Below are 17290 nucleotides of genomic sequence, written 5' to 3' on the forward strand. Positions count from 1 at the left end.
TTTCAAAGGGAAAGCTCCTTCATGTTCGAGATCTTCTCCAGCCATGGCTGGACGGCGCGTCGGGTTGCGTGCACGCTTGCCTCCATCGCCGCCGTCGCGGCGGTCGTCACCATCAGCGCATGCGGCGGCGGCGGCAGCAACAACGACGCTTTGGCCGCTCTTGCTCTCCAGCAGGCAGCAGCCGGAAACCAGCAGCAGCCCACGGCGCCTGCGACCCAACAGCCGACGGTGCCGCCGGTGACCCAGCAGTCCATCAAGCACGTGTTCGTGCTCACCATGGAAAACAAGAACTTCACCGATACCTTCGGCGCGAGCACGCAGGACCCATACCTCAAGGATCTCGCGACCAAGGGCGCATTGCTGAACCAGTATTTCGGCACGGGACACGTCAGCCTGGACAACTACATCGCGATGATGAGCGGTCAGCCGTCGACCAAGGAAACCGAGAGCGATTGCTTTCAGGGCTTCAACGACGCGGTCGCCGACGGTTGGGATTTCGCAAACCCCAAGGTGCTCAAGACCAAGGACGGCAAGGGCTGCGTCTATCCCAAGGAAGTGAAGACGCTCCCGAACCAGCTCGACACGATCGGCGTGAGCTGGAGAGGCTACATGGGCGACATGGGCAACGACCCGACGCGTGAATCCGCCACCTGCGGGCATCCGAAGATCGGCGCGATCGACAACACGCAATCGGCGCAGGCACCTACTGCCGATGTGCCGACGGGCGACCAGTACGCCGCTCGCCACAACCCCTTCGTCTACTTCCATTCCATCATCGACGACCAAGCCTATTGCGACAAGCACGTGGTCAACCTCGAAAACAATCTGGAAAGCGACCTCAAGTCGATCGACACCACGCCCAACTTCGTGTTCATCACGCCCAACTTGTGCGACGACGGCCATGACGGCGACGGCACCGGCACTGCGGGCAAGGGTTGCGTGAACGGCGCCGCGGGTGGATTGACCTCGATCGATGCGTTCCTGAAGAAGTGGGTGCCAATCATCCAGGCTTCGCCTGCCTACCAGAAGGACGGGCTCATCGTCATCAACTTCGACGAGTCGGCCGATACGCAACTGGCCGGACAAACCGTCGCGAACGGCGTGACGACGTACATCGCAAATCTGCCGGGTGCCGCGTGCTGCGGCCAGCAGACGGGGCCGAACGTGACGCGTCCGGATGACCAGTTCATTCCGCTATCAGCGACCACGCGCTATCAGCTGCACTACATCGGCGTCGGCGGCGATCRCACGGGTGCGGTGGTCCTGTCGAAGTGGATCAAGCCGGGCACTGTGAGCGACGTGCAGTACAACCACTACTCGCTGCTCAAGAGCCTGGAGGACATCTTCCAGACCAAGGAATACCTGGGCTACGCAGACGACAAGAACCTCGTGCCTTTCGGCAGCGACATCTTCACGAATCTGCAGTGAGGATGCCTGGGAGCAAGGCGACGCTGGCCGCCGTTCTCGTGGCGATCATGCTTGGCGTTGTCGCCTGCAGCCGCGGCCCCGAACCAGGGGCCGTTGCAATTGCGCCATCCAGCAAGGACATGGCCGAGATCGGCAAGGTTGCCTTTTTCGATCCTTCGCTGTCGGCCTCGGGGCGCATGTCGTGCGCGACCTGCCACAGCCCCGACCACGCCTACGCACCGCCCAATTCGCTCGCGGTGCAATTGGGCGGCGTCGACATGAAGGATGCGGGCACACGGGCGGTTCCGTCGCTGCGCTATCTGCGACGAACACCGATGTGGAGCCATAGCTACATCGGCAACCCGCGCGAACGCATGACCGAGACCGACCACGTGCCGGTCGGCGGATTCACCTGGGACGGACGCTTCGACACGATGGCTGCGCAAGCTGCCTTTCCGCTGCTGGCCTCCAATGAAATGGCCAATGCAGACGCCGCCGCGGTTGCCGAACGCATCGCCAGGAGCAGCTTTGCAAAGCGCTTTCGCCAGGTGTTCGGCGACGACATTTTTTCGCGCCCAGATACAGCGCTTGCGGCGCTCGGCCAAGCCCTGCAGCGCTTTCAGCTCGACGACGCGAGCTTTCAGCCTTACGACAGCAAATTCGATCTGTATCTGGATGGCAAGGTCGATCTGAGCGAACAGGAAACGCGAGGGCTGAAGCTGTTCAAGGACCGCGAGGGCGGCAACTGCGTGGCCTGCCACCTGATCGAGCCCGGCGCCAATGGGGCACATCCGCTGCTCACCGACTTCAGCTTCGAGGCGCTCGGTGTGCCGCGCAATCCGGAAATCCCGGCGAACGCCAACGTCGAGTATTACGACCTCGGCCTGTGCGGACCGGTGCGCACCAACCAGGGCGCGGAAAAGAAGTACTGCGGGTTGTTCAAGACGCCCACGCTGCGCAATGTGGCCACTCGCGGCGCGTTCTTTCATAACGGGCGTTTTCATAGCCTGGAAGAGGCCGTGCGCTTCTATGTCGAGCGCGACGCCGAACCGCAGAAGTGGTATCCCCACCCCGGTGGCAATCAGCAATTCGACGACATGCCCCTCGCGCTGCAGGACAACGTGGATCACATCGACCCGCCACTCACGCAGAAGAAGGGTGACAAGCCGGTCTGGTCGGACGACGACATTCAGGACGTCGTCGTGTTCCTGAAGACGCTGAACGACGGCTACGTGTTGCCGTCGGATCCAAAAACGCCCTGACCAAGCGGCCGATCAGATCGATGGCGCGGCGGCCAGGTTGTGATGGTGAACCACCGTCCGCGGCGGCGACACGGGCGTCGGCGTCGGCGTCGGCGCCAGCACGGTCGGGGCAGTGTCTTCGTCCGAAGCCAGATCCGACGGCGGCTCTTTCATGCGAAACAACTGCGTAAGGGCCGACCGGTATTGCGCCTGTCCGATCGAATTCGCGTTGTGATGCGATCCGCCTTCGACCAGCACAAACATCTTGGAGCCGGTCGCCGCGTCATAAAGTTTGCGGCCGAGCGTGGGGTTGATGAGGCTGTCGGCCGCGCCGTGCACGACCAGCAGCGGCGCACCAATGTTCTTGACTTTGCTGATGGCCTCGAAGCGCTGCGTGATGAAAGGTCCGAACGGCAACCATCCCCACTTGAAGCTGCTCACGACGTCGGCGATGGATGTAAAGGTGCTTTCGACGATCACGCCTTTTTCATCTTTCACGCGGGAGGCGAGGTCGATGCCGATGGCGCCGCCGAGTGAGTGGCCGAAGATGTAGCGTGGTTGCTTGGCATGATGCGCCGCGAGCCATTGCCATGCTTCCAGCGCGTCTTCGCGGGCGGAGTCTTCCGAAGGCAACGCCTTCGAGCTCTTGCCGAAGCCGCGATAGTCGATGGCGAGCACCGAGAAACCCAAATCGTGCATCCGGCGCATCCGTGGTGCGGAGCCCGCCACGTTGTAGCGCGCGCCGTGCAGGTAAAGCATGACGGGTTTGTCGGGCGATTCAGGCGGATTGCCCAGCCAGAGCCCATGCAGACGCACAGGTTCGCCGGTGAGTGTGGACTTGAAATCGATCCAGACGTCGTCCATGCCCTGGCTCATGGCTTCCGAGTCACCCCAACTGCGGTCGCTCGGCTGGAAAATCCATTCGCGCTGATGTTCGTCAAGGGACGAACAGCCCGCCGCCAGCAGGGCGACCACGGTGGTGGCGGATGCAAACAGGGACCAGGATTTCATGAATGCTGAAAGACAGGCAGTCGACCAGAAAGTTCAACGAAAGACCTCATGCAACGCGCGTGCCCGGTCGTCGGCTGACACTGGTAAACCCTAGCTCAGCGCCCGCGCATGAAGAGAGCGTCCAGTTCCCGCACCGACAACTGCCGCCACGTCGGCCGGCCGTGATTGCACTGGTCCGAACGCTCGGTCGCTTCCATTTGCCGGAGCAGTCCGTTCATTTCGTCAATCGTCAGCTTGCGATTGGCGCGCACAGCGCCATGGCAGGCCATGGTGGACAACAGCTCGTTCTGGGCACGCTGCACGACTGTGCTTGCGTCGTGATTGGACAGTTCGGCCAATACGCTGCGGGCCAGTTCGACCGGATCGCCATCGGCCAGCGTGCTCGGCACGGCGCGCACGGCGAGCGTGCGGGGCGAAAAAGGTGTGATTTCGAGGCCTAGCGAGGGCAGCACTTCGGCGCAGGCCTCGGCAGTGGCCACTTCCTGCGGTGTGGCGGCGAAGCTGGCCGGAATCAGCAGCGGCTGACTGGCGATGGCGGCGCCGTCGAGCTGCGTCTTCAGGCGCTCATAGACGATGCGTTCGTGCGCTGCATGCATGTCCACGATCACGAGGCCCTGGCTGTTTTCGGCAAGGATGTAAATGCCCTGCAATTGGGCCAATGCTCGGCCGAGTGGCCAGGTTTGCACTTCGGCCGGTTTTTCAAGGCCGGTGGGTGACCCGAAGTCGCGCACTTGCGGGGGCGCAACGTCCATCAGCGATGGCGACTGCGACTGCGACTGCGGTTGCGGTTGCGGTTGCGGTTGTTGTCGTTGCATCGGCCACATCGCGGCGGCATCGCCCAGTCCCCGCTCTGAGGCGAACGGGATTCCGGGTTGCACCCACGACGCGGAGGCCGGCACTGCGCGCGGCTTGAAGAAAGGCTCTGCAGAAGCAACTGTGGCGTCGCCCGCCCGCGGTGCGGCGAGGGCATCTTCGATCGCGTGGCGCACCGCCTGGTGTACCTCGCGCCCATCGCGAAAGCGCACTTCGATCTTCGTCGGATGCACATTGACGTCGACCCGCGCCGGGTCGATCTCAAGATAAAGCGCATACACCGGCTGACGCTGGCCGTGCAGCACGTCTTCATACGCACTGCGCACGGCATGGCCGAGCACCTTGTCGCGCACGAAGCGGCCGTTGACATAGAAGAACTGCTGATCCGCGCGCGAGCGAGCGGCATCGGGGATGCCAGCGCGGCCGGTGACCCGCACGGCGCCCGCAATGCGGTCCACTGCGACGCTCTGCGCGACGAAATCATCGCTGAGCGTGTCCGCCAGCCGCTGGTCGCGCGAAGCGGCCGCGCGCCATTGCTCGACCAGCCGGCCTTCATGCCAGATGGAGAAGCCGACGTCGGGCCGCGCGAGCGCATGGCGTCTCACCGCCTCGATGCAATGCGCCAGTTCGGTAGCGTCCGTCTTCAGGAACTTGCGGCGCGCGGGTGTCGCGAAAAAGAGCTCGCGCACTTCGACAGTCGTGCCGTCCGCGCGTGCGACAGGGCGCAGCTCGCCAGTGCGCCCATCGAGCGCGAAGGCGCCATCTGCACCGGCGAAGCGGGAAAGGATGGTGAGCTCGGCAATCGCGTTGATGGCGGCCAGCGCTTCGCCACGAAAGCCCATGGTGCCGACGGTTTCGAGATCGCCGAGGCTCGCGATCTTGCTGGTGGCATGGCGGCGCAAAGCCAGCGGCAATTCATCGCGCGGCAAGCCCAGACCGTCGTCCTCGATCGAAATGAGCCGAACGCCGCCGGCCGAGAGTCGCACCGTGATCTGGCGCGCACCCGCGTCGAGCGCGTTGTCGAGCAGCTCGCGCACCACGGAGGCGGGACGCTCGACCACTTCGCCAGCCGCAATCTGGCTGATGAGCTCGTCGGGAAGCTCTCGGATCGGTCGGCGCGCGGGCGCGGCGGTGGACGTGGGGAGTGCACTCACGGGGACATTCTAGAAGGGCGTCGCGCGGGCTCGTGATAATGCGGGCCATGGAAATCATCACCTTTCTCGTCGATTTCATCCTGCATATCGACAGACACCTCCAGGACTTCGTCATCGCCTACGGCCCTTGGGTGTATGGGCTTTTGTTCCTCATCGTTTTCGTCGAGACAGGCCTCGTGGTGATGCCATTTCTTCCGGGCGATTCGCTGCTTTTCATCGTGGGCGCGCTCGCCGGTGCCGGGCTCATGAGCTATGGCGTGGCGGTGCCAATTCTGCTGGCCGCGGCCATCCTGGGCGATCAGTGCAACTTCAGCATCGGACGCTATTTCGGGCCGAAGGTATTCAAGTGGGAGAGTTCGCGCTTCTTCAACCGAAGAGCCTTCGATCAGGCCCATGCCTTCTACGAGCGCTATGGCGGCGTGACCATCATCCTCGCGCGCTTCATGCCTTTCATTCGCACCTTCGCGCCTTTCGTGGCGGGCGTGGCCGACATGACGCGCGGCAAATTCACGCTCTTCAACATCATCGGTGCGCTGCTGTGGGTGCTTGGCATCTGCACTGCGGGTTACTTCTTCGGAAACATTCCGGTGGTGAAGGAAAACCTCGAGAAGATCATCTGGGCGCTGATCTTGATCCCAGGCCTCGTCGCAATCTTTGGCGCCTGGCGAGCGCGAGGCGCGTCCGCGGCGCGCTGAAGCTCAAGCGTTCTATGGCCGTTCGCGCGGCGGCACGCGAGCGGACAAAGGCTTTGGCGCATACGCCGGATCGAAATGGCAGCCTTGGCCGAATCGCGCTTCATAGTCCTTGCAGCGCATCGCGATTTCAGCGGGCGTGGGCTTGTGCCCGTTGTCGATCCAGTCGAGCAGCGCCGCGAGCAGCGTCGGGTATTCGGCATCGCTCAGGTAGCTGTGCTCCGATTCGCGGCTGAATGTCTGGACCAGCAAATCCGCAGTGCCGGCGCGCTCGCGGATTTGGCGATAGCTCGATTCCAGCTCGACAAAGGCTGTCGGATCATTGATGGCGTGCAGGCCGAGCGTGGGCACATTGACCTGCCCTGTCGGATCGCTGTCGGCAGCGAGCTTTGCCACAGCCGCTGGATCGGCGCGATAGCGCATCACGCCAGCGCTGAGTGCAGCGTCGTCCGACGAACCTGCATAGACGACGCCGATGTTGCCGAACGGGTTCTTTCCGTCGAGCCGTTCTTGCACGAGATCGCGGAAGAGGAAGGTCGCCCAGTTCATGTTGCCGACCAGCGATCGCTCGGGGATGTGAATCACGTTCAAGATGTTTGCGAGGTTTTGGCGCTGCTGCGGTGTCCGTTCCGCAGCCGGCTTGCGAATGCCGGTGCAGTCATCGACGCGCCGCGCCAGTTGGGCTGCGGTGAGCTTCGATTCGCGCGGAAGGCCTTGCCAGAGCGGATAGGGCGTTTCACTCGGCGGCGGATGGTTGCGGCAAAAATACTGGTAGACCACGCGAAGGTCCAGGCGATAGTCGTAAGCCTGCGTGCCGCCGCCGAGCACACCGCTGGTCAGGAGAACGCCGTCGTACGGTCCCTTTCGACCATCGTCTGTCGCGTACAGCTCTGCGGTTTTTGCTGCCACGCCCGCGCCGTAGCTCTGTCCGTGCAGGATGGTGCGCCGCGGCAAGCCGAAGTTCTGCACGAACCAGGCGCGCAGGCGTTCGGTGTCCTCGGCGGCCATCGTCACGCCGTAGCCGCCGCGCCGGTAGGTCGAGCCGGCCCATGCATATCCCGCTTTTACGGTGACTTTCCATCGCCCTAGGTCCTCGGTGGCGCGCGCCAAAGACGGTGCTCCGATTTCGGGGCCGCCGTGCGCGTGCATCACGAGTACATGGTTCCAGTCGGCCGGAATGGCGACCCAGAAAAAGGCGCCCATGCTGTCTTGCCCGGTGTAGCAACGCGTGCCGGCGGGAAGGTCTTTCGGGCACTGAGAGGTGAGGGGCGTTGTTGCTGTCGCTGTTGCTGTTGCTGTAGGGGTTTTGCTTGAAGGTGTCGAAGTGCAGGCGCCCAACAGCAATAGCCCTGCGGCGGCAATCATCGTCGTGATCGTGATCAGCAAGCGTTGTCTCATGGCGTCTTTATACGTGCAGCCGCAGATCAAAAAGCCAAAAAAAAGCGCGCTCAATCCGGCGCGCCTTCGATCGAATGCCCTGCCTGCTTAGTAGCGAGGCCCGTTGTTAGGGTAGTAGGTGTTGCCAGGGTAGTAGGGTTGCTGGTTGTTGTAGTTGCGCTGGTCGGAACTTCGTCCAACCTGGTTGCCGATCAGCCCTCCAACGGCCGCGCCGCCAACAGTTGCTGCGGTGTTGTGACCAATGGCCTGGCCGACCAATGCGCCGCCGACCGCACCGCCCGCCGTCCCCAATTGCTCATTGGGTCCCGCGGCACATCCGGCCAGTGCCATGATCGACGTCGCAGCCGCAGCGGTGATCCAGAGTCTTGTGTTCATGATGTCCACCTTTCATTTTTTGGTGAAATCATTCTGAAGATGCCTGCAACCAGATGTGTAGGAGACGGCCCCGGCGTGTTGACCGAATGCACTATCTTGGCGCGCGCGCCGTTGGCTCGCAATCAAGTCCCCTCTCCGGTTCACGCCACGCGCCGCATCACGGCGCGTGGATTCCCCTTGCGTGTGTAGCGAAACAGGTCCTTCGGATCGTCGGCCCACGGCACGAGTTCGACCTCGGTGCCGAGATTGCGCTTCGTCGCCTGTTCGAGCACGTAGCGCAATGTCGAATAGTCTTCGAGCGCAAAGCCGACGGAATCGAAAACCGTAACCTGCGAGGCGCTTTGTCTGCCCTGCTCGATGCCTGCAAGAACACGCCAAAGGTCGACCACCGGAAAGTCCTTCGGCAACTGCTGGATGTCGCCCTCGATGCGCGTCTGCGGTTCGTATTCGACGAACACGCGAGCGACGCGCAAGACGTCGGCATGCAGTTCGGTCTTGCCGGGGCAATCGCCGCCGATGGCGTTGATGTGCATGCCGGGCTCGATCATGTCGGGCGTGAGGATGGTGGCGTAGGCCTTGTCCGCAGTGACCGTGGTCACGATGTCTGCACCGCGCACGGCTTCGGCGGTTGAAGCGGCGCGAACGATCTTCAGCGCCGGGAAGATCGAGAGGTTGCGAATCAGCTTCTCAGTGGCGCGCGGGTCCACGTCGTAGACCGCGATTTCCTCGATGCCGAGATGCGCATGAAACGCCACAGCCTGGAACTCACTTTGCGCGCCATTGCCGATGAGCGCCATGCGGCGAGCGTCGGGCCGCGCCAGCGCGCGTGCCGCCATCAGCGACGTTGCGCACGTGCGCAGTGCGGTCGCCACCGTGAGCTCCGACAGCAGCACCGGATAGCCGGTGTCGACTTCCGCCAGCACGCCGAACGCCATGACCGTGTAGAGGCCCTTTGCCGTATTGCGCGGATGACCATTGACGTACTTGAAGGCATAGGTCTTGGCGCTCGATACTGGCATCAGTTCGATGACGCCGATGTCCGAATGGCTTGCCAGGCGCGCTGTCTTCTCGAAGTCCGCCCAGCTCACGAAATCCTGCTCGACGAATTCCGCCAACCGGCCGACGAGCGGAATCACGCCGACATCCTGAATGAGGCGGGACATGGCCGGAACATCGATGAAACGCGTCATGGGTATCTCCGCTGCGGAGGGAGCCGCAGTGATCTCTCATGCGTCCATTGTTCCTCTCAAGGGTGCCAGATTGAACCCTTCAACTTGTCAAATCCGGCTTGGAAGCTTGCATGTTGCTCATCTCACATAGCACAATGCCAGCAACACGCCAGGTATGGACGACATCGACCGCCAACTCATCGCCCTCATGCGGGACAACGCCCGGATGTCCGTGGTGGCGCTCGCGCAGAAGCTGCGCGTCGCGCGCGCCACGGTGCAGAACCGCATCAGCAAGCTGGAAGACGACGGAACCATCGTGGGCTACACCGTGCGGCTGCGGCCTGATGCGGAATCGCATCGAATCAGGGCCATGATGAGCATCGAGGTCGTCGGCTCCCAGGGCGACGCCGTGCGGCGTTCGCTCAGGGGTCATCCCAACGTCATGGCCCTGCATTCGACCAACGGGCGATGGGACCTCCTGGCCGAACTGCGCGCCGACACGCTGGAGGCTTTCGATAAGGTGCTCACCGACATCCGCTCGATCCCGGGGATCTCGAACAGCGAGACGAGCATCCTGCTGTCGACCTACAAGTTGTAGTCGGCCCGAGGCTGCGCAGCATCGGGGCGCAACGCCAGAGCGCCAGCCAACGCGCACGCGGCCAGCGTCCACACGATGACTGCGCCCGAGGGAAGGTCGAACACCGCCGAAAGCGCGAGCCCCAGCGCATAGCCCGCCACACCCATCGCATAGGCCACCTTGAGGCGCCGCGCTCCGCGCAAGCCGCGCGTGCCGAGCGCCGGGATGATCAGGCTCGAGAACACCAGGTACACGCCAACGAGCTGCACCGACGCAGTCACCGCAAGCGCGAACGCGGCGTAGAAGCCGAACCGGCCCAGCCGCCCGATCCACCCCATCGACAGTGCAAGCAGCAGCGCGGCCGAGATGCCGCCCAGCCACAGCAATTGCGTCGTGTTGACCCACAGGATCTGGCCGACAAGCAGGTCCTTCAGGTGCTCGCCGCCGTGCGGATTGCTCGACAGCAGCAGGATGCCGGCGCATGCGGCGAGGATGAACATCACCCCGATCAATGCCTCCTGCTGTTGGGGGGCGCGGCGTTCGGTCCACGTGAGCAGCCATGCGCCGAGCAATGCGGCGGACACGGCGGCGAACTGCACGGCCACGCCGCCTTCAGGCATGCCGAGCGCATCGGCTGCAATCACACCAAGACCTGCGATCTGCGCGATGGCCAGGTCGATGAACACGATTCCGCGGTCGAGCACCTGCATGCCCAGCGGCACGTGCGTCGCGAGCACCAGCAGGCCGGCGATCAGCGCTGGGCCGAGGATGCCCCAGTCGAGCGCGCTCCAGTTCACGACTTGCCTCCCGCACTGAGCAGTCGCGTCAGTGTGTCGTCGAAGAGCCCGAAGAGATCCTTCGCGCCGTCGGTGCCGCCCACGGTGAACGGGAGCTTCACTGCAGGCGTGCCCGCGTTCTTGCTGAGCCAATCCGAAGGCCGCGAATCTTGATACGCCGCATAGATCACCATCTTTGCCGGCGACCCTTTGAGCGTGGCCTGCACCTCCTGCAGATGCGAGGCGGTCGGCTCGACGCCCGGCTTGGGCTCGAGCACGGCGACCTCCTTCATCCCAAGCCAGTCATAGAGATAGACGAAGGCGTTGTGCTGCGACACCACGGGCGCGCCCTTGAGCGGCGCTGCCTGCGCTGACCAGCGCGTCATCGCCTGTTGCCAGCGCTGCGTGAAGTCGGCCTGGCGCTTGGCGTATTCGGCTGCGTTCGACGGGTCGACTTCCTGCAGGCGCTTGCCGAGCGCCGCGGCGACGAGCGCGATGTTGCGCGGGTCGGTCTGGATGTGCGGATTGCCGGCCGCATGCACATCGCCTTGCGAGCGATCGACCTGCGTCGGCACTTCGAGCTTGCGCACGAAATCAGCCGCCGCGAAATTGCCGGGCTGACCTTGCTGAACCTTCGCATTGCCCGATTGCTGCAGCAGCACGGGCAGCCATCCGATCTCCAGCTCGGCACCGGTGCAGACAACGAGGTCGGCACTGCGCGCGCGGGAGATCAGGCTCGGCTTGGCCTGGATCTGGTGCGGATCCTGCAGCGCATTGGTCGCCACGGAGACATCGACCAGACTACCGCCGAGCTCCTGTGTCAGCGCGCCCCATTCGGGCTCGCAGGCGAAGACGCGTAGCGCCGCGTGAGAGGGCAGCGCCAGCAGCATCAGTGGCACGGCGAGCAGCGCGAAAAGAGAAGAGTGAGAAGCGCGAGAAGAGTGGATCTTCATGATGTGTTCCTTTGATGCCTTTACATGGAAAGCGGCACGGCCGAGGCCAGAAACCCCGCGGAACCGGCTTTGCCGGGCCGCAGGGGTTGCCCCCGGAGAGGGGGGTGGTGGCCACACGAAGTGGGCAAGCCTGGGGGAGAGCCTCATTTCAGTAGCTGTGCGCACCATGCGCGCCGAGGCTCATCTGGTATTGCAGGAAGATCTGGTTGTCGGTGCGACCCTGCGCCGCGCGGTCTTGCGCAAATTGCAATCGGATGCGCGAGAACTCGCTCGGGTTGAAGTCCAGCATTACCGAGTTCTTGCGCGGCTTGTAGCTGCTGAAGAGCAACGGCGACGCGAACCCGAAGTCCGGCGTGCCGGGGTCCAATGCCTCCGTGCGAACGCCGATGCGCCAGCGCGGCATGAACTGGTACACGCCCTGCACATACCAGCCTGATTGCGCAACCCGGTAGTTGCCGAAGGCGTCGAGGTTGCCCACGTCGTAAAGCAGGTTGCCGCTGCGCGTGCTGTGCAGGTATTCGCCTTGCAGCTTGAAGTTGGTGCGCGTGGCGTTTCCGTTGGGCGCCCACTTCCAGACGCCGTCGAGCACCCAGACGCGCGTATTGCCGTTGAAGATGTCGTTCACCGAGGCGCCGGCTGCGTCGGTTGCGACGAGCGCCTGGTCGCTCGCCTTCGCGTTCAACACTGACGCGCCCGCGCGCCAACTGCTGCTGTTGCCGATGTCGCCGCCCGTGTGCAGACTCAGTGCCGTCATGCCCGCGCCGTTGATGCTCGAATTGCTGCCCGGATAGGTGAGGCCGCGCCCGACTTCGGCGTTGATTTCCAGGTACTGGTCGATGGGCGCGATCCAGCTCAGCTGCATGCCGTCGTCGCCGTACTGGTTCCCCAGCATGGCCTGGTAGGCCAGCGGGCTGTCGACGAAGTCCCAGGTGTGCGAATGCTGCGGATTGAGATAGCCGATGCTGGAGAAGAAGCGGCCGCCCTTGAGCGACAACCCATTGCCGAGCGAAGTCGTCTGCACGTAGGCTTCTTCGATGGACACCGAGTTGTCCGCCTCCAGCGCGATGTTCGCGGCGCCGCGCAGCCAAGGGTCGATGCTTGCCGAGAACCCCAGTTCTGTTTCGGCCAGGCTGAAGCCGCGCGTACCAGGTCCGATTTCGGCGTTGGGCGGCAGCGGAAAGCCGCTGATCGTGTATTTCGCGGGGTCTTGCGATGTGTTGGTGTAGCCGCCCGAAAGGATCAGCGACATCGCAGGGTTGAAGGCATTCGCACCGCCGCCGCCGGTGGACGCCACTGCCGACGCCGCCGGCGGGGCAGCAGGCGGTGCACCAGCAACGGTCGCCGGCGGCGCGCTCGTCGCCGCGGCCGTCGCACTCGCAGCGGTCGCTTCAGCCGCCTTGACGCGCTGTTCGAGTGCCTCCATGCGCGTCTCGTAATCCGCGCGCATGGATTTGATCTCCTGTCGAAGTGCTTCGACGTCAGAGGAAGATGAGTCGGCCATCGCGCCGAATGGCGTGGCCAGGGCCAGCGCAAGGCTGACCCGGGAAAGGGTATGCATGAAAAGAAAACTCCTCGCAAGGACGTTGGATGGCACCCGCCCGCTCTGTGAGCGGACCGGGGGCCGGCGATCAACGGTCGAAGCGAGGTGTCGGGGGTGCGCGGCTTTCGTAGATGCGCGGGGGCAATCCTGGCCATACGCTTGCGACGGCTACAGCCGGCGCTTCGTGCGGCGCGGAATACGGTGCAAAGACAACCGGCGTGCTGGGCAGCGCGCCCCCGTGAATGGCCGCGGCGGCCAGGCAGAGGTCGCAATGTGCGGCGTCCGGTGTCTGCTTGCCCTTGAGGTCGCCACTCTCGGAATTGCCCTCGGAAACGGCCTCGGAACTGGCTTGGGCCGTGTGCGAGACCGTATGCCACGTCGTGGCCGCCTGCGCGATCGGAAGCAGCAGCACGAGCCACAGCAGCCATGCGAGATGGCGCGGGGGGCGGGTGCGGAAGCGAAGGGCGCGAAGGGCGGACATGGCGAAGACCCGCATCTTAGCGACTGCGGGAGCCTCGCCCGCCGGACTACGGCTGTGATCGCCAGGGCATGCTGCGCATCCGTTCGCGGTTTTCTTCTTCGTCGAAATGCACGATCGATGGCTTGATCAGATCGCTGCGCGCCACGATGCCGACGAGCGCCATCGAGACTGGATCGGCGACGACGGGAAGGCGTTCTATCCGATGCCTCGCCATCCGCGTGGCGACCGTGCGGCAGCTCTCGCTCGGCAGCGCGTAGTGTGGCACCGAGCCTTCGCAGGCGCTGCCCACCGTGGCGCCGGGCGTGCGAAGTGCATGCGCCAGCATCCCGCGATCCACGATGCCGCGCAGTGCACCGCCGCTGAGCACCGGGAACGCCCGGTGCGCCTGCCCTTGGCCGAAGTGGGTCGCCATTGCATGGTCGATGGTCGATGCGGCATCGATCGCCACGACGTCGCGCGTCATTACTTCCTCGACGAAATGACGCTCCAACGGATCGATGCCGTATTCGCGGTAGATGTGATAGCCGCGCCGCGCGATCTTTTCGGTGAGGATCGAGCGCCGCATCGTCAGCACGGTGAACCCATACGCAACGGCTGAAGTCGTGAGCAGTGGCAGCAGCGCATTGCTGTCGTGCGTGAGGCCAAAGGCGAAGATGGTTGCCGTGAGAGGCGCACGCATCACGCCACCCAGCGTCGCGGCCATGCACACCAGCGGCCACAGCATCGGGTCGTTGCCAGGCAGCACCTGGGCCAGGCCAACACCGAGGCCCGCTCCCATCATCAGCAGCGGCGCCAGCACGCCGCCCGATGTCCCGGAGCCAAGCGCGATCACCCAGATCACCGCCTTGACCGCAAGCAGCGCCAGGACGACGCCAATCGCAAGATGGTTGTGCAGAAGATCGCCGATGACGTCGTAGCCCACGCCGAGTGCGCGGGGCTGGAGATAGCCCCCGATGCCGACCGCCAGCCCGCCAATGGCCGGCCACCACATCCAATGGACAGGCAGCTTGCCGAAAAGATCTTCGACCTTGTAGAGCGAGGCGGACAGCGCCGCCGCCAGCAAGCCGCACATCAGCCCGGCAATGATGCAGGACATCATCGCCACCGGACCGGGCACGGCCGTCTGCAGCGGAAAGAGCGGCCCGGGATCCATGAGCAGCGGGCGGGTGAAGCCGGCTACCGCACAAGCGACAGCGACTGGCAGCAGGCTGCGCGGGCGCAACTCGAACAGCAATAACTCCACTGCGAGCAGCACCGCCGCGACCGGCGTGCCGAAGACAGCCGTCATGCCGGCGGTGGCGCCCGCCACGAGCAGCGCCTTGCGTTCGGCAGAGGAGAGGTGAAAGTACTGAGCGATCAGGGAGCCGATGGCGCCGCCCGTCATGATGATCGGCCCTTCGGCCCCGAACGGGCCGCCGCTGCCGATCACGATGCCCGACGAAAGCGGCTTGAGCACTGCGACCTTTGCCGACATCTTGCTTTTGCCGAACAGGATGGCTTCGATCGCCTCGGGGATGCCGTGGCCGCGGATCTTGTCCGAGCCATAGCGTGCCATCAAGCCGACGATGAGGCCGCCGATCACCGGCACCGCGATGACCCACGCGCCCAGTGTGTTCGTGGCCGGCGATCGCTCGGCGATGGACAGCGTCTGAAAGAAAAAGAGATTGGTAAAGAAGCGGATGAGGTCCAGCAGCACGAAGGCCGCGACCGTACCGAGCGCGCCGATGACGGCGGCCATGGCCGTGATCTGCAAAAGCCGCGCATTGAGCGCGAAATCGCCGCGATGGCCGTGATGGCTGTTGTGGCCGCTATCGCTATGGGATTTGCTCATGGTGCGTCCGGGTGATCGATATGGGGAACCTGGAACACGCCCTTCAGGGACTTGAGCTCCGCCCGGTGAACGGCTGCGAGGCGCTGCAGCAGTTGTTCGCCGCGCTCCAGAAGGTGTACCTCGACCTGGCGGCGATCCGTCTCGCTCGGCCTGCGCTCGACGAGATGCAATGCCTCGCAGCGGGTGACCAGGGCCACCGCGCCATGCGCCTGCGATTGAAGCCGTTGGGCGATTTCGCCCACTGTCGCCCAGGTACGAGCCGGAAAGCCCTTGATGTGCAGCAGCATCAAATACTGCTGCGGCGTGATGCCTTCGGCTTGCGCCGCGCGCTCGGAGAAGCGCTCGAAACGGCGCATCTGGTAGCGAAATTCGGAAAGGGCTTCGAAGTCTTTCTTGATGAGTGCGCGTGCGGGAGGCGACATCGGGTGGCGGCGTGGAAAGCCGCATTTATATCACGACGTGATATATCTGAGCCGCCTCCAGGGCTCTTCAGGTCATGAACGCCGCAGGCACCGGCGCTTCGCCGACGGCTTGGCGCAGAACCGCCCAGTGCATGGCTTCGTCGCCGAGGATGCTGGCCGCCGCCTTCGCCAGATCGCGCTCGCTGAACAGTGGCACTGCGCCCAGATAAGCACTGACGGCGCCTTGTTCGAGCTTGGCTGCGAACTTCAGTACGTCGGCCTGTGATTTCAGCTGATCGGCCGGGAAGTCGTACTTCGCCTTGGCCGAGACGGGTTGGCCGCCGAGCTTCGCGACGGTGGCGGCAAGCAACGCCGCGTGCGCCTTGTGATGGCCTTGGAAGGTCACGGCGAGGTCGAGCACCGGCTTCTCCAGCAGTTTGCTGTCGGCGCCGAGCTGGTAGGCCGCAATGGCTTCGAGTTCAGCACCGAGCGCGGTGTTGAGGATCTGCACGTCGTTGCCCTCGGAACCGCCCGTTTTCGCTGCGAGCGCATCGTTTCCGGCCAGCAGCGCGACTGCGGCGCCCGACAACATCAACCCCGACTTGCCCAGGAACAGGCGCCGTGCGGCGACGGGTGTGGGCATTTGAAGAAAAGACAGGGACAGCATGATGATCTTCCTTTCGAGTGGTGAGTGGGGGGTGGTGGGTGGTGATCAGCGGTTCGGGAGCCTGGTGAGCACGCCGGCGACGATGCGATCGCATCGCACGCCATCGAACGAGAAGGCGTCATCGACCGCAATATCGATGTCGCGCGAAAGCGATTCGCGCAACATGCTGCGGGCCCGCAGAAAGCGCGTTCGCACCGTTGCTTCGGTGAGCTCGAGCACCATGGCTGTTTCGGCCACGCTCATTTCTTCGACCGCGCGCAGCACGAATACCGTGCGATATGCATCGGGCAGGCGGTCGATGCGCCGTTCCATGAGTCGACGAATTTCCTCACGCATGGCGACGCGCTCCGGCTGGTGGTCCGGGTCGTCGGGCGCCTGCGATTCCACCGTTTCTCCGGAGGCGGACACCGCCGGATCCAGGGGAATGACCAATGCGCTGCGGCGGCGCAGGCGACCCAATGACTCGTTGATGACGATGCGCGCGAGCCAGGTCGAAAGCCGGGCGTCTTCCCGAAAGCTCCCGATCGCCCGCCAGGCGCGAAGGTAGGCCTCCTGCAAGGCGTCTTCCGTTTCTTCGTCGCTCTTGAGGATGCTTCGCGCCGTGCGGAACAGCAGCTGGTTGTGGCGCCGCATGATGCATTCGAATGCGAGGGGATCGCCGCGCGAGGCGCGTGTCGCGAGTTCGCCATCGGACGCCTCCCCAGGCGGGGGCGGTGCGGCGTCGAGGTTGGGGTGGGTGGAGGGCATGGCTTGTTTGCTTCCTTCGCCCATTAGATGGCTTGGCGGCGCGGCACGTTTCAAGTT

General features: G+C 64.1%; 18 protein-coding genes. 5 read left to right on the forward strand and 13 right to left on the reverse strand.

The genetic code is table 11. The annotated features are described in order from the left end of the window. Window positions 1-21: 21 nt before the first annotated feature. Together AC1DMA_RS12355 and AC1DMA_RS12360 are read left to right on the forward strand one after the other, a co-directional pair. A complete protein-coding gene (locus AC1DMA_RS12355) occupies window positions 22-1428 on the forward strand; it encodes an alkaline phosphatase family protein (RefSeq protein WP_478144362.1) in 1407 nt (468 codons plus the stop codon). 2 nt (window positions 1429-1430) lie between these two features. Continuing rightward, on the forward strand, window positions 1431-2669 hold the full coding sequence (locus AC1DMA_RS12360; RefSeq protein WP_478144363.1) for a cytochrome-c peroxidase: 1239 nt from the start codon (window positions 1431-1433) through the stop codon (window positions 2667-2669). A gap of 12 nt (window positions 2670-2681) precedes the next feature. On the opposite strand, the gene AC1DMA_RS12365 is transcribed toward AC1DMA_RS12360, so the two are convergent. Further along, window positions 2682-3659: an alpha/beta hydrolase gene (locus tag AC1DMA_RS12365; RefSeq protein WP_478144364.1), complete on the reverse strand. Its 978-nt coding sequence runs from the start codon at window positions 3657-3659 to the stop codon at window positions 2682-2684. A gap of 95 nt (window positions 3660-3754) precedes the next feature. Further along, the gene (mutL, locus tag AC1DMA_RS12370) at window positions 3755-5626 is read right to left on the reverse strand and encodes a DNA mismatch repair endonuclease MutL (protein ID WP_478144365.1); all 1872 of its coding nucleotides are present in this window, start codon (window positions 5624-5626) and stop codon (window positions 3755-3757) included. A gap of 47 nt (window positions 5627-5673) precedes the next feature. Here mutL and AC1DMA_RS12375 point away from each other — a divergent pair, with 47 nt between their 5' ends. Continuing rightward, window positions 5674-6321, forward strand: a complete 648-nt coding sequence (locus AC1DMA_RS12375; protein ID WP_478123876.1) for a DedA family protein — start codon at window positions 5674-5676, stop codon at window positions 6319-6321. A gap of 12 nt (window positions 6322-6333) precedes the next feature. Here AC1DMA_RS12375 and AC1DMA_RS12380 read toward each other — a convergent pair whose 3' ends face one another. Beyond that, on the reverse strand, window positions 6334-7521 hold the full coding sequence (locus tag AC1DMA_RS12380; RefSeq protein ID WP_478144366.1) for an alpha/beta hydrolase: 1188 nt from the start codon (window positions 7519-7521) through the stop codon (window positions 6334-6336). A 121-nt stretch (window positions 7522-7642) separates the two neighbouring features. Here AC1DMA_RS12380 and AC1DMA_RS12385 point away from each other — a divergent pair, with 121 nt between their 5' ends. After that, window positions 7643-7807, forward strand: coding sequence for a hypothetical protein (locus AC1DMA_RS12385; protein WP_478123874.1), 165 nt, complete (start codon window positions 7643-7645; stop codon window positions 7805-7807). On the opposite strand, the gene AC1DMA_RS12390 is transcribed toward AC1DMA_RS12385, so the two are convergent. Then, window positions 7804-8091, reverse strand: a complete 288-nt coding sequence (locus tag AC1DMA_RS12390) for a glycine zipper 2TM domain-containing protein (protein WP_478123873.1) — start codon at window positions 8089-8091, stop codon at window positions 7804-7806. The genes AC1DMA_RS12385 and AC1DMA_RS12390 overlap by 4 nt on opposite strands. Window positions 8092-8231: 140 nt before the next feature. Further along, window positions 8232-9281, reverse strand: a complete 1050-nt coding sequence (locus AC1DMA_RS12395; protein WP_478123872.1) for an ornithine cyclodeaminase — start codon at window positions 9279-9281, stop codon at window positions 8232-8234. Window positions 9282-9435: 154 nt separating this feature from the next. On the opposite strand from AC1DMA_RS12395, the gene AC1DMA_RS12400 reads away from it, so the two are divergent. After that, window positions 9436-9858: an Lrp/AsnC family transcriptional regulator gene (locus tag AC1DMA_RS12400; protein ID WP_478123871.1), complete on the forward strand. Its 423-nt coding sequence runs from the start codon at window positions 9436-9438 to the stop codon at window positions 9856-9858. On the opposite strand, the gene AC1DMA_RS12405 is transcribed toward AC1DMA_RS12400, so the two are convergent. The 8 genes from AC1DMA_RS12405 to AC1DMA_RS12440 form a co-directional block, all read right to left on the reverse strand. Next, the gene (locus AC1DMA_RS12405) at window positions 9846-10634 is read right to left on the reverse strand and encodes a metal ABC transporter permease (protein ID WP_478144367.1); all 789 of its coding nucleotides are present in this window, start codon (window positions 10632-10634) and stop codon (window positions 9846-9848) included. The genes AC1DMA_RS12400 and AC1DMA_RS12405 overlap by 13 nt on opposite strands. Continuing rightward, window positions 10631-11566 (reverse strand): metal ABC transporter substrate-binding protein, encoded by a 936-nt coding sequence (locus tag AC1DMA_RS12410; protein WP_478144368.1) that lies wholly within the window; start codon window positions 11564-11566, stop codon window positions 10631-10633. Before AC1DMA_RS12410 ends, AC1DMA_RS12405 begins: the two co-directional genes overlap by 4 nt. Before the next feature lie 148 nt (window positions 11567-11714). Continuing rightward, on the reverse strand, window positions 11715-13124 hold the full coding sequence (locus AC1DMA_RS12415; protein WP_478144369.1) for a hypothetical protein: 1410 nt from the start codon (window positions 13122-13124) through the stop codon (window positions 11715-11717). Between the two features lie 70 nt (window positions 13125-13194). Next, the gene (locus AC1DMA_RS12420) at window positions 13195-13587 is read right to left on the reverse strand and encodes a DUF2946 family protein (protein ID WP_478144370.1); all 393 of its coding nucleotides are present in this window, start codon (window positions 13585-13587) and stop codon (window positions 13195-13197) included. Window positions 13588-13633: 46 nt separating this feature from the next. Then, window positions 13634-15418: a chloride channel protein gene (locus tag AC1DMA_RS12425; RefSeq protein ID WP_478144371.1), complete on the reverse strand. Its 1785-nt coding sequence runs from the start codon at window positions 15416-15418 to the stop codon at window positions 13634-13636. Then, window positions 15415-15840, reverse strand: coding sequence for a MarR family winged helix-turn-helix transcriptional regulator (locus AC1DMA_RS12430; RefSeq protein WP_478123865.1), 426 nt, complete (start codon window positions 15838-15840; stop codon window positions 15415-15417). Before AC1DMA_RS12430 ends, AC1DMA_RS12425 begins: the two co-directional genes overlap by 4 nt. 67 nt (window positions 15841-15907) lie before the next feature. Next, window positions 15908-16477, reverse strand: coding sequence for a ferritin-like domain-containing protein (locus AC1DMA_RS12435; RefSeq protein WP_478123996.1), 570 nt, complete (start codon window positions 16475-16477; stop codon window positions 15908-15910). A gap of 54 nt (window positions 16478-16531) precedes the next feature. Continuing rightward, a complete protein-coding gene (locus AC1DMA_RS12440) occupies window positions 16532-17233 on the reverse strand; it encodes an RNA polymerase sigma factor (RefSeq protein ID WP_478123864.1) in 702 nt (233 codons plus the stop codon). Between the last annotated feature and the right edge of the window lie 57 nt (window positions 17234-17290).

Source organism: Variovorax sp. 05N34, assembly GCF_056397405.1.

Bases quoted from the DNA above. Each gene is read 5' to 3' on its own strand.
- AC1DMA_RS12360 (WP_478144363.1), top strand. From the start codon at position 1,431: ATGCCTGGGAGCAAGGCGACGCTGGCCGCCGTTCTCGTGGCGATCATG.
- AC1DMA_RS12365 (WP_478144364.1), bottom strand. From the start codon at position 3,659: ATGAAATCCTGGTCCCTGTTTGCATCCGCCACCACCGTGGTCGCCCTG.
- AC1DMA_RS12375 (WP_478123876.1), top strand. From the start codon at position 5,674: ATGGAAATCATCACCTTTCTCGTCGATTTCATCCTGCATATCGACAGA.
- AC1DMA_RS12380 (WP_478144366.1), bottom strand. From the start codon at position 7,521: ATGGGCGCCTTTTTCTGGGTCGCCATTCCGGCCGACTGGAACCATGTA.
- AC1DMA_RS12390 (WP_478123873.1), bottom strand. From the start codon at position 8,091: ATGAACACAAGACTCTGGATCACCGCTGCGGCTGCGACGTCGATCATG.
- AC1DMA_RS12395 (WP_478123872.1), bottom strand. From the start codon at position 9,281: ATGACGCGTTTCATCGATGTTCCGGCCATGTCCCGCCTCATTCAGGAT.
- AC1DMA_RS12400 (WP_478123871.1), top strand. From the start codon at position 9,436: ATGGACGACATCGACCGCCAACTCATCGCCCTCATGCGGGACAACGCC.
- AC1DMA_RS12410 (WP_478144368.1), bottom strand. From the start codon at position 11,566: ATGAAGATCCACTCTTCTCGCGCTTCTCACTCTTCTCTTTTCGCGCTG.
- AC1DMA_RS12415 (WP_478144369.1), bottom strand. From the start codon at position 13,124: ATGCATACCCTTTCCCGGGTCAGCCTTGCGCTGGCCCTGGCCACGCCA.
- AC1DMA_RS12420 (WP_478144370.1), bottom strand. From the start codon at position 13,587: ATGTCCGCCCTTCGCGCCCTTCGCTTCCGCACCCGCCCCCCGCGCCAT.
- AC1DMA_RS12425 (WP_478144371.1), bottom strand. From the start codon at position 15,418: ATGAGCAAATCCCATAGCGATAGCGGCCACAACAGCCATCACGGCCAT.
- AC1DMA_RS12430 (WP_478123865.1), bottom strand. From the start codon at position 15,840: ATGTCGCCTCCCGCACGCGCACTCATCAAGAAAGACTTCGAAGCCCTT.
- AC1DMA_RS12440 (WP_478123864.1), bottom strand. From the start codon at position 17,233: ATGCCCTCCACCCACCCCAACCTCGACGCCGCACCGCCCCCGCCTGGG.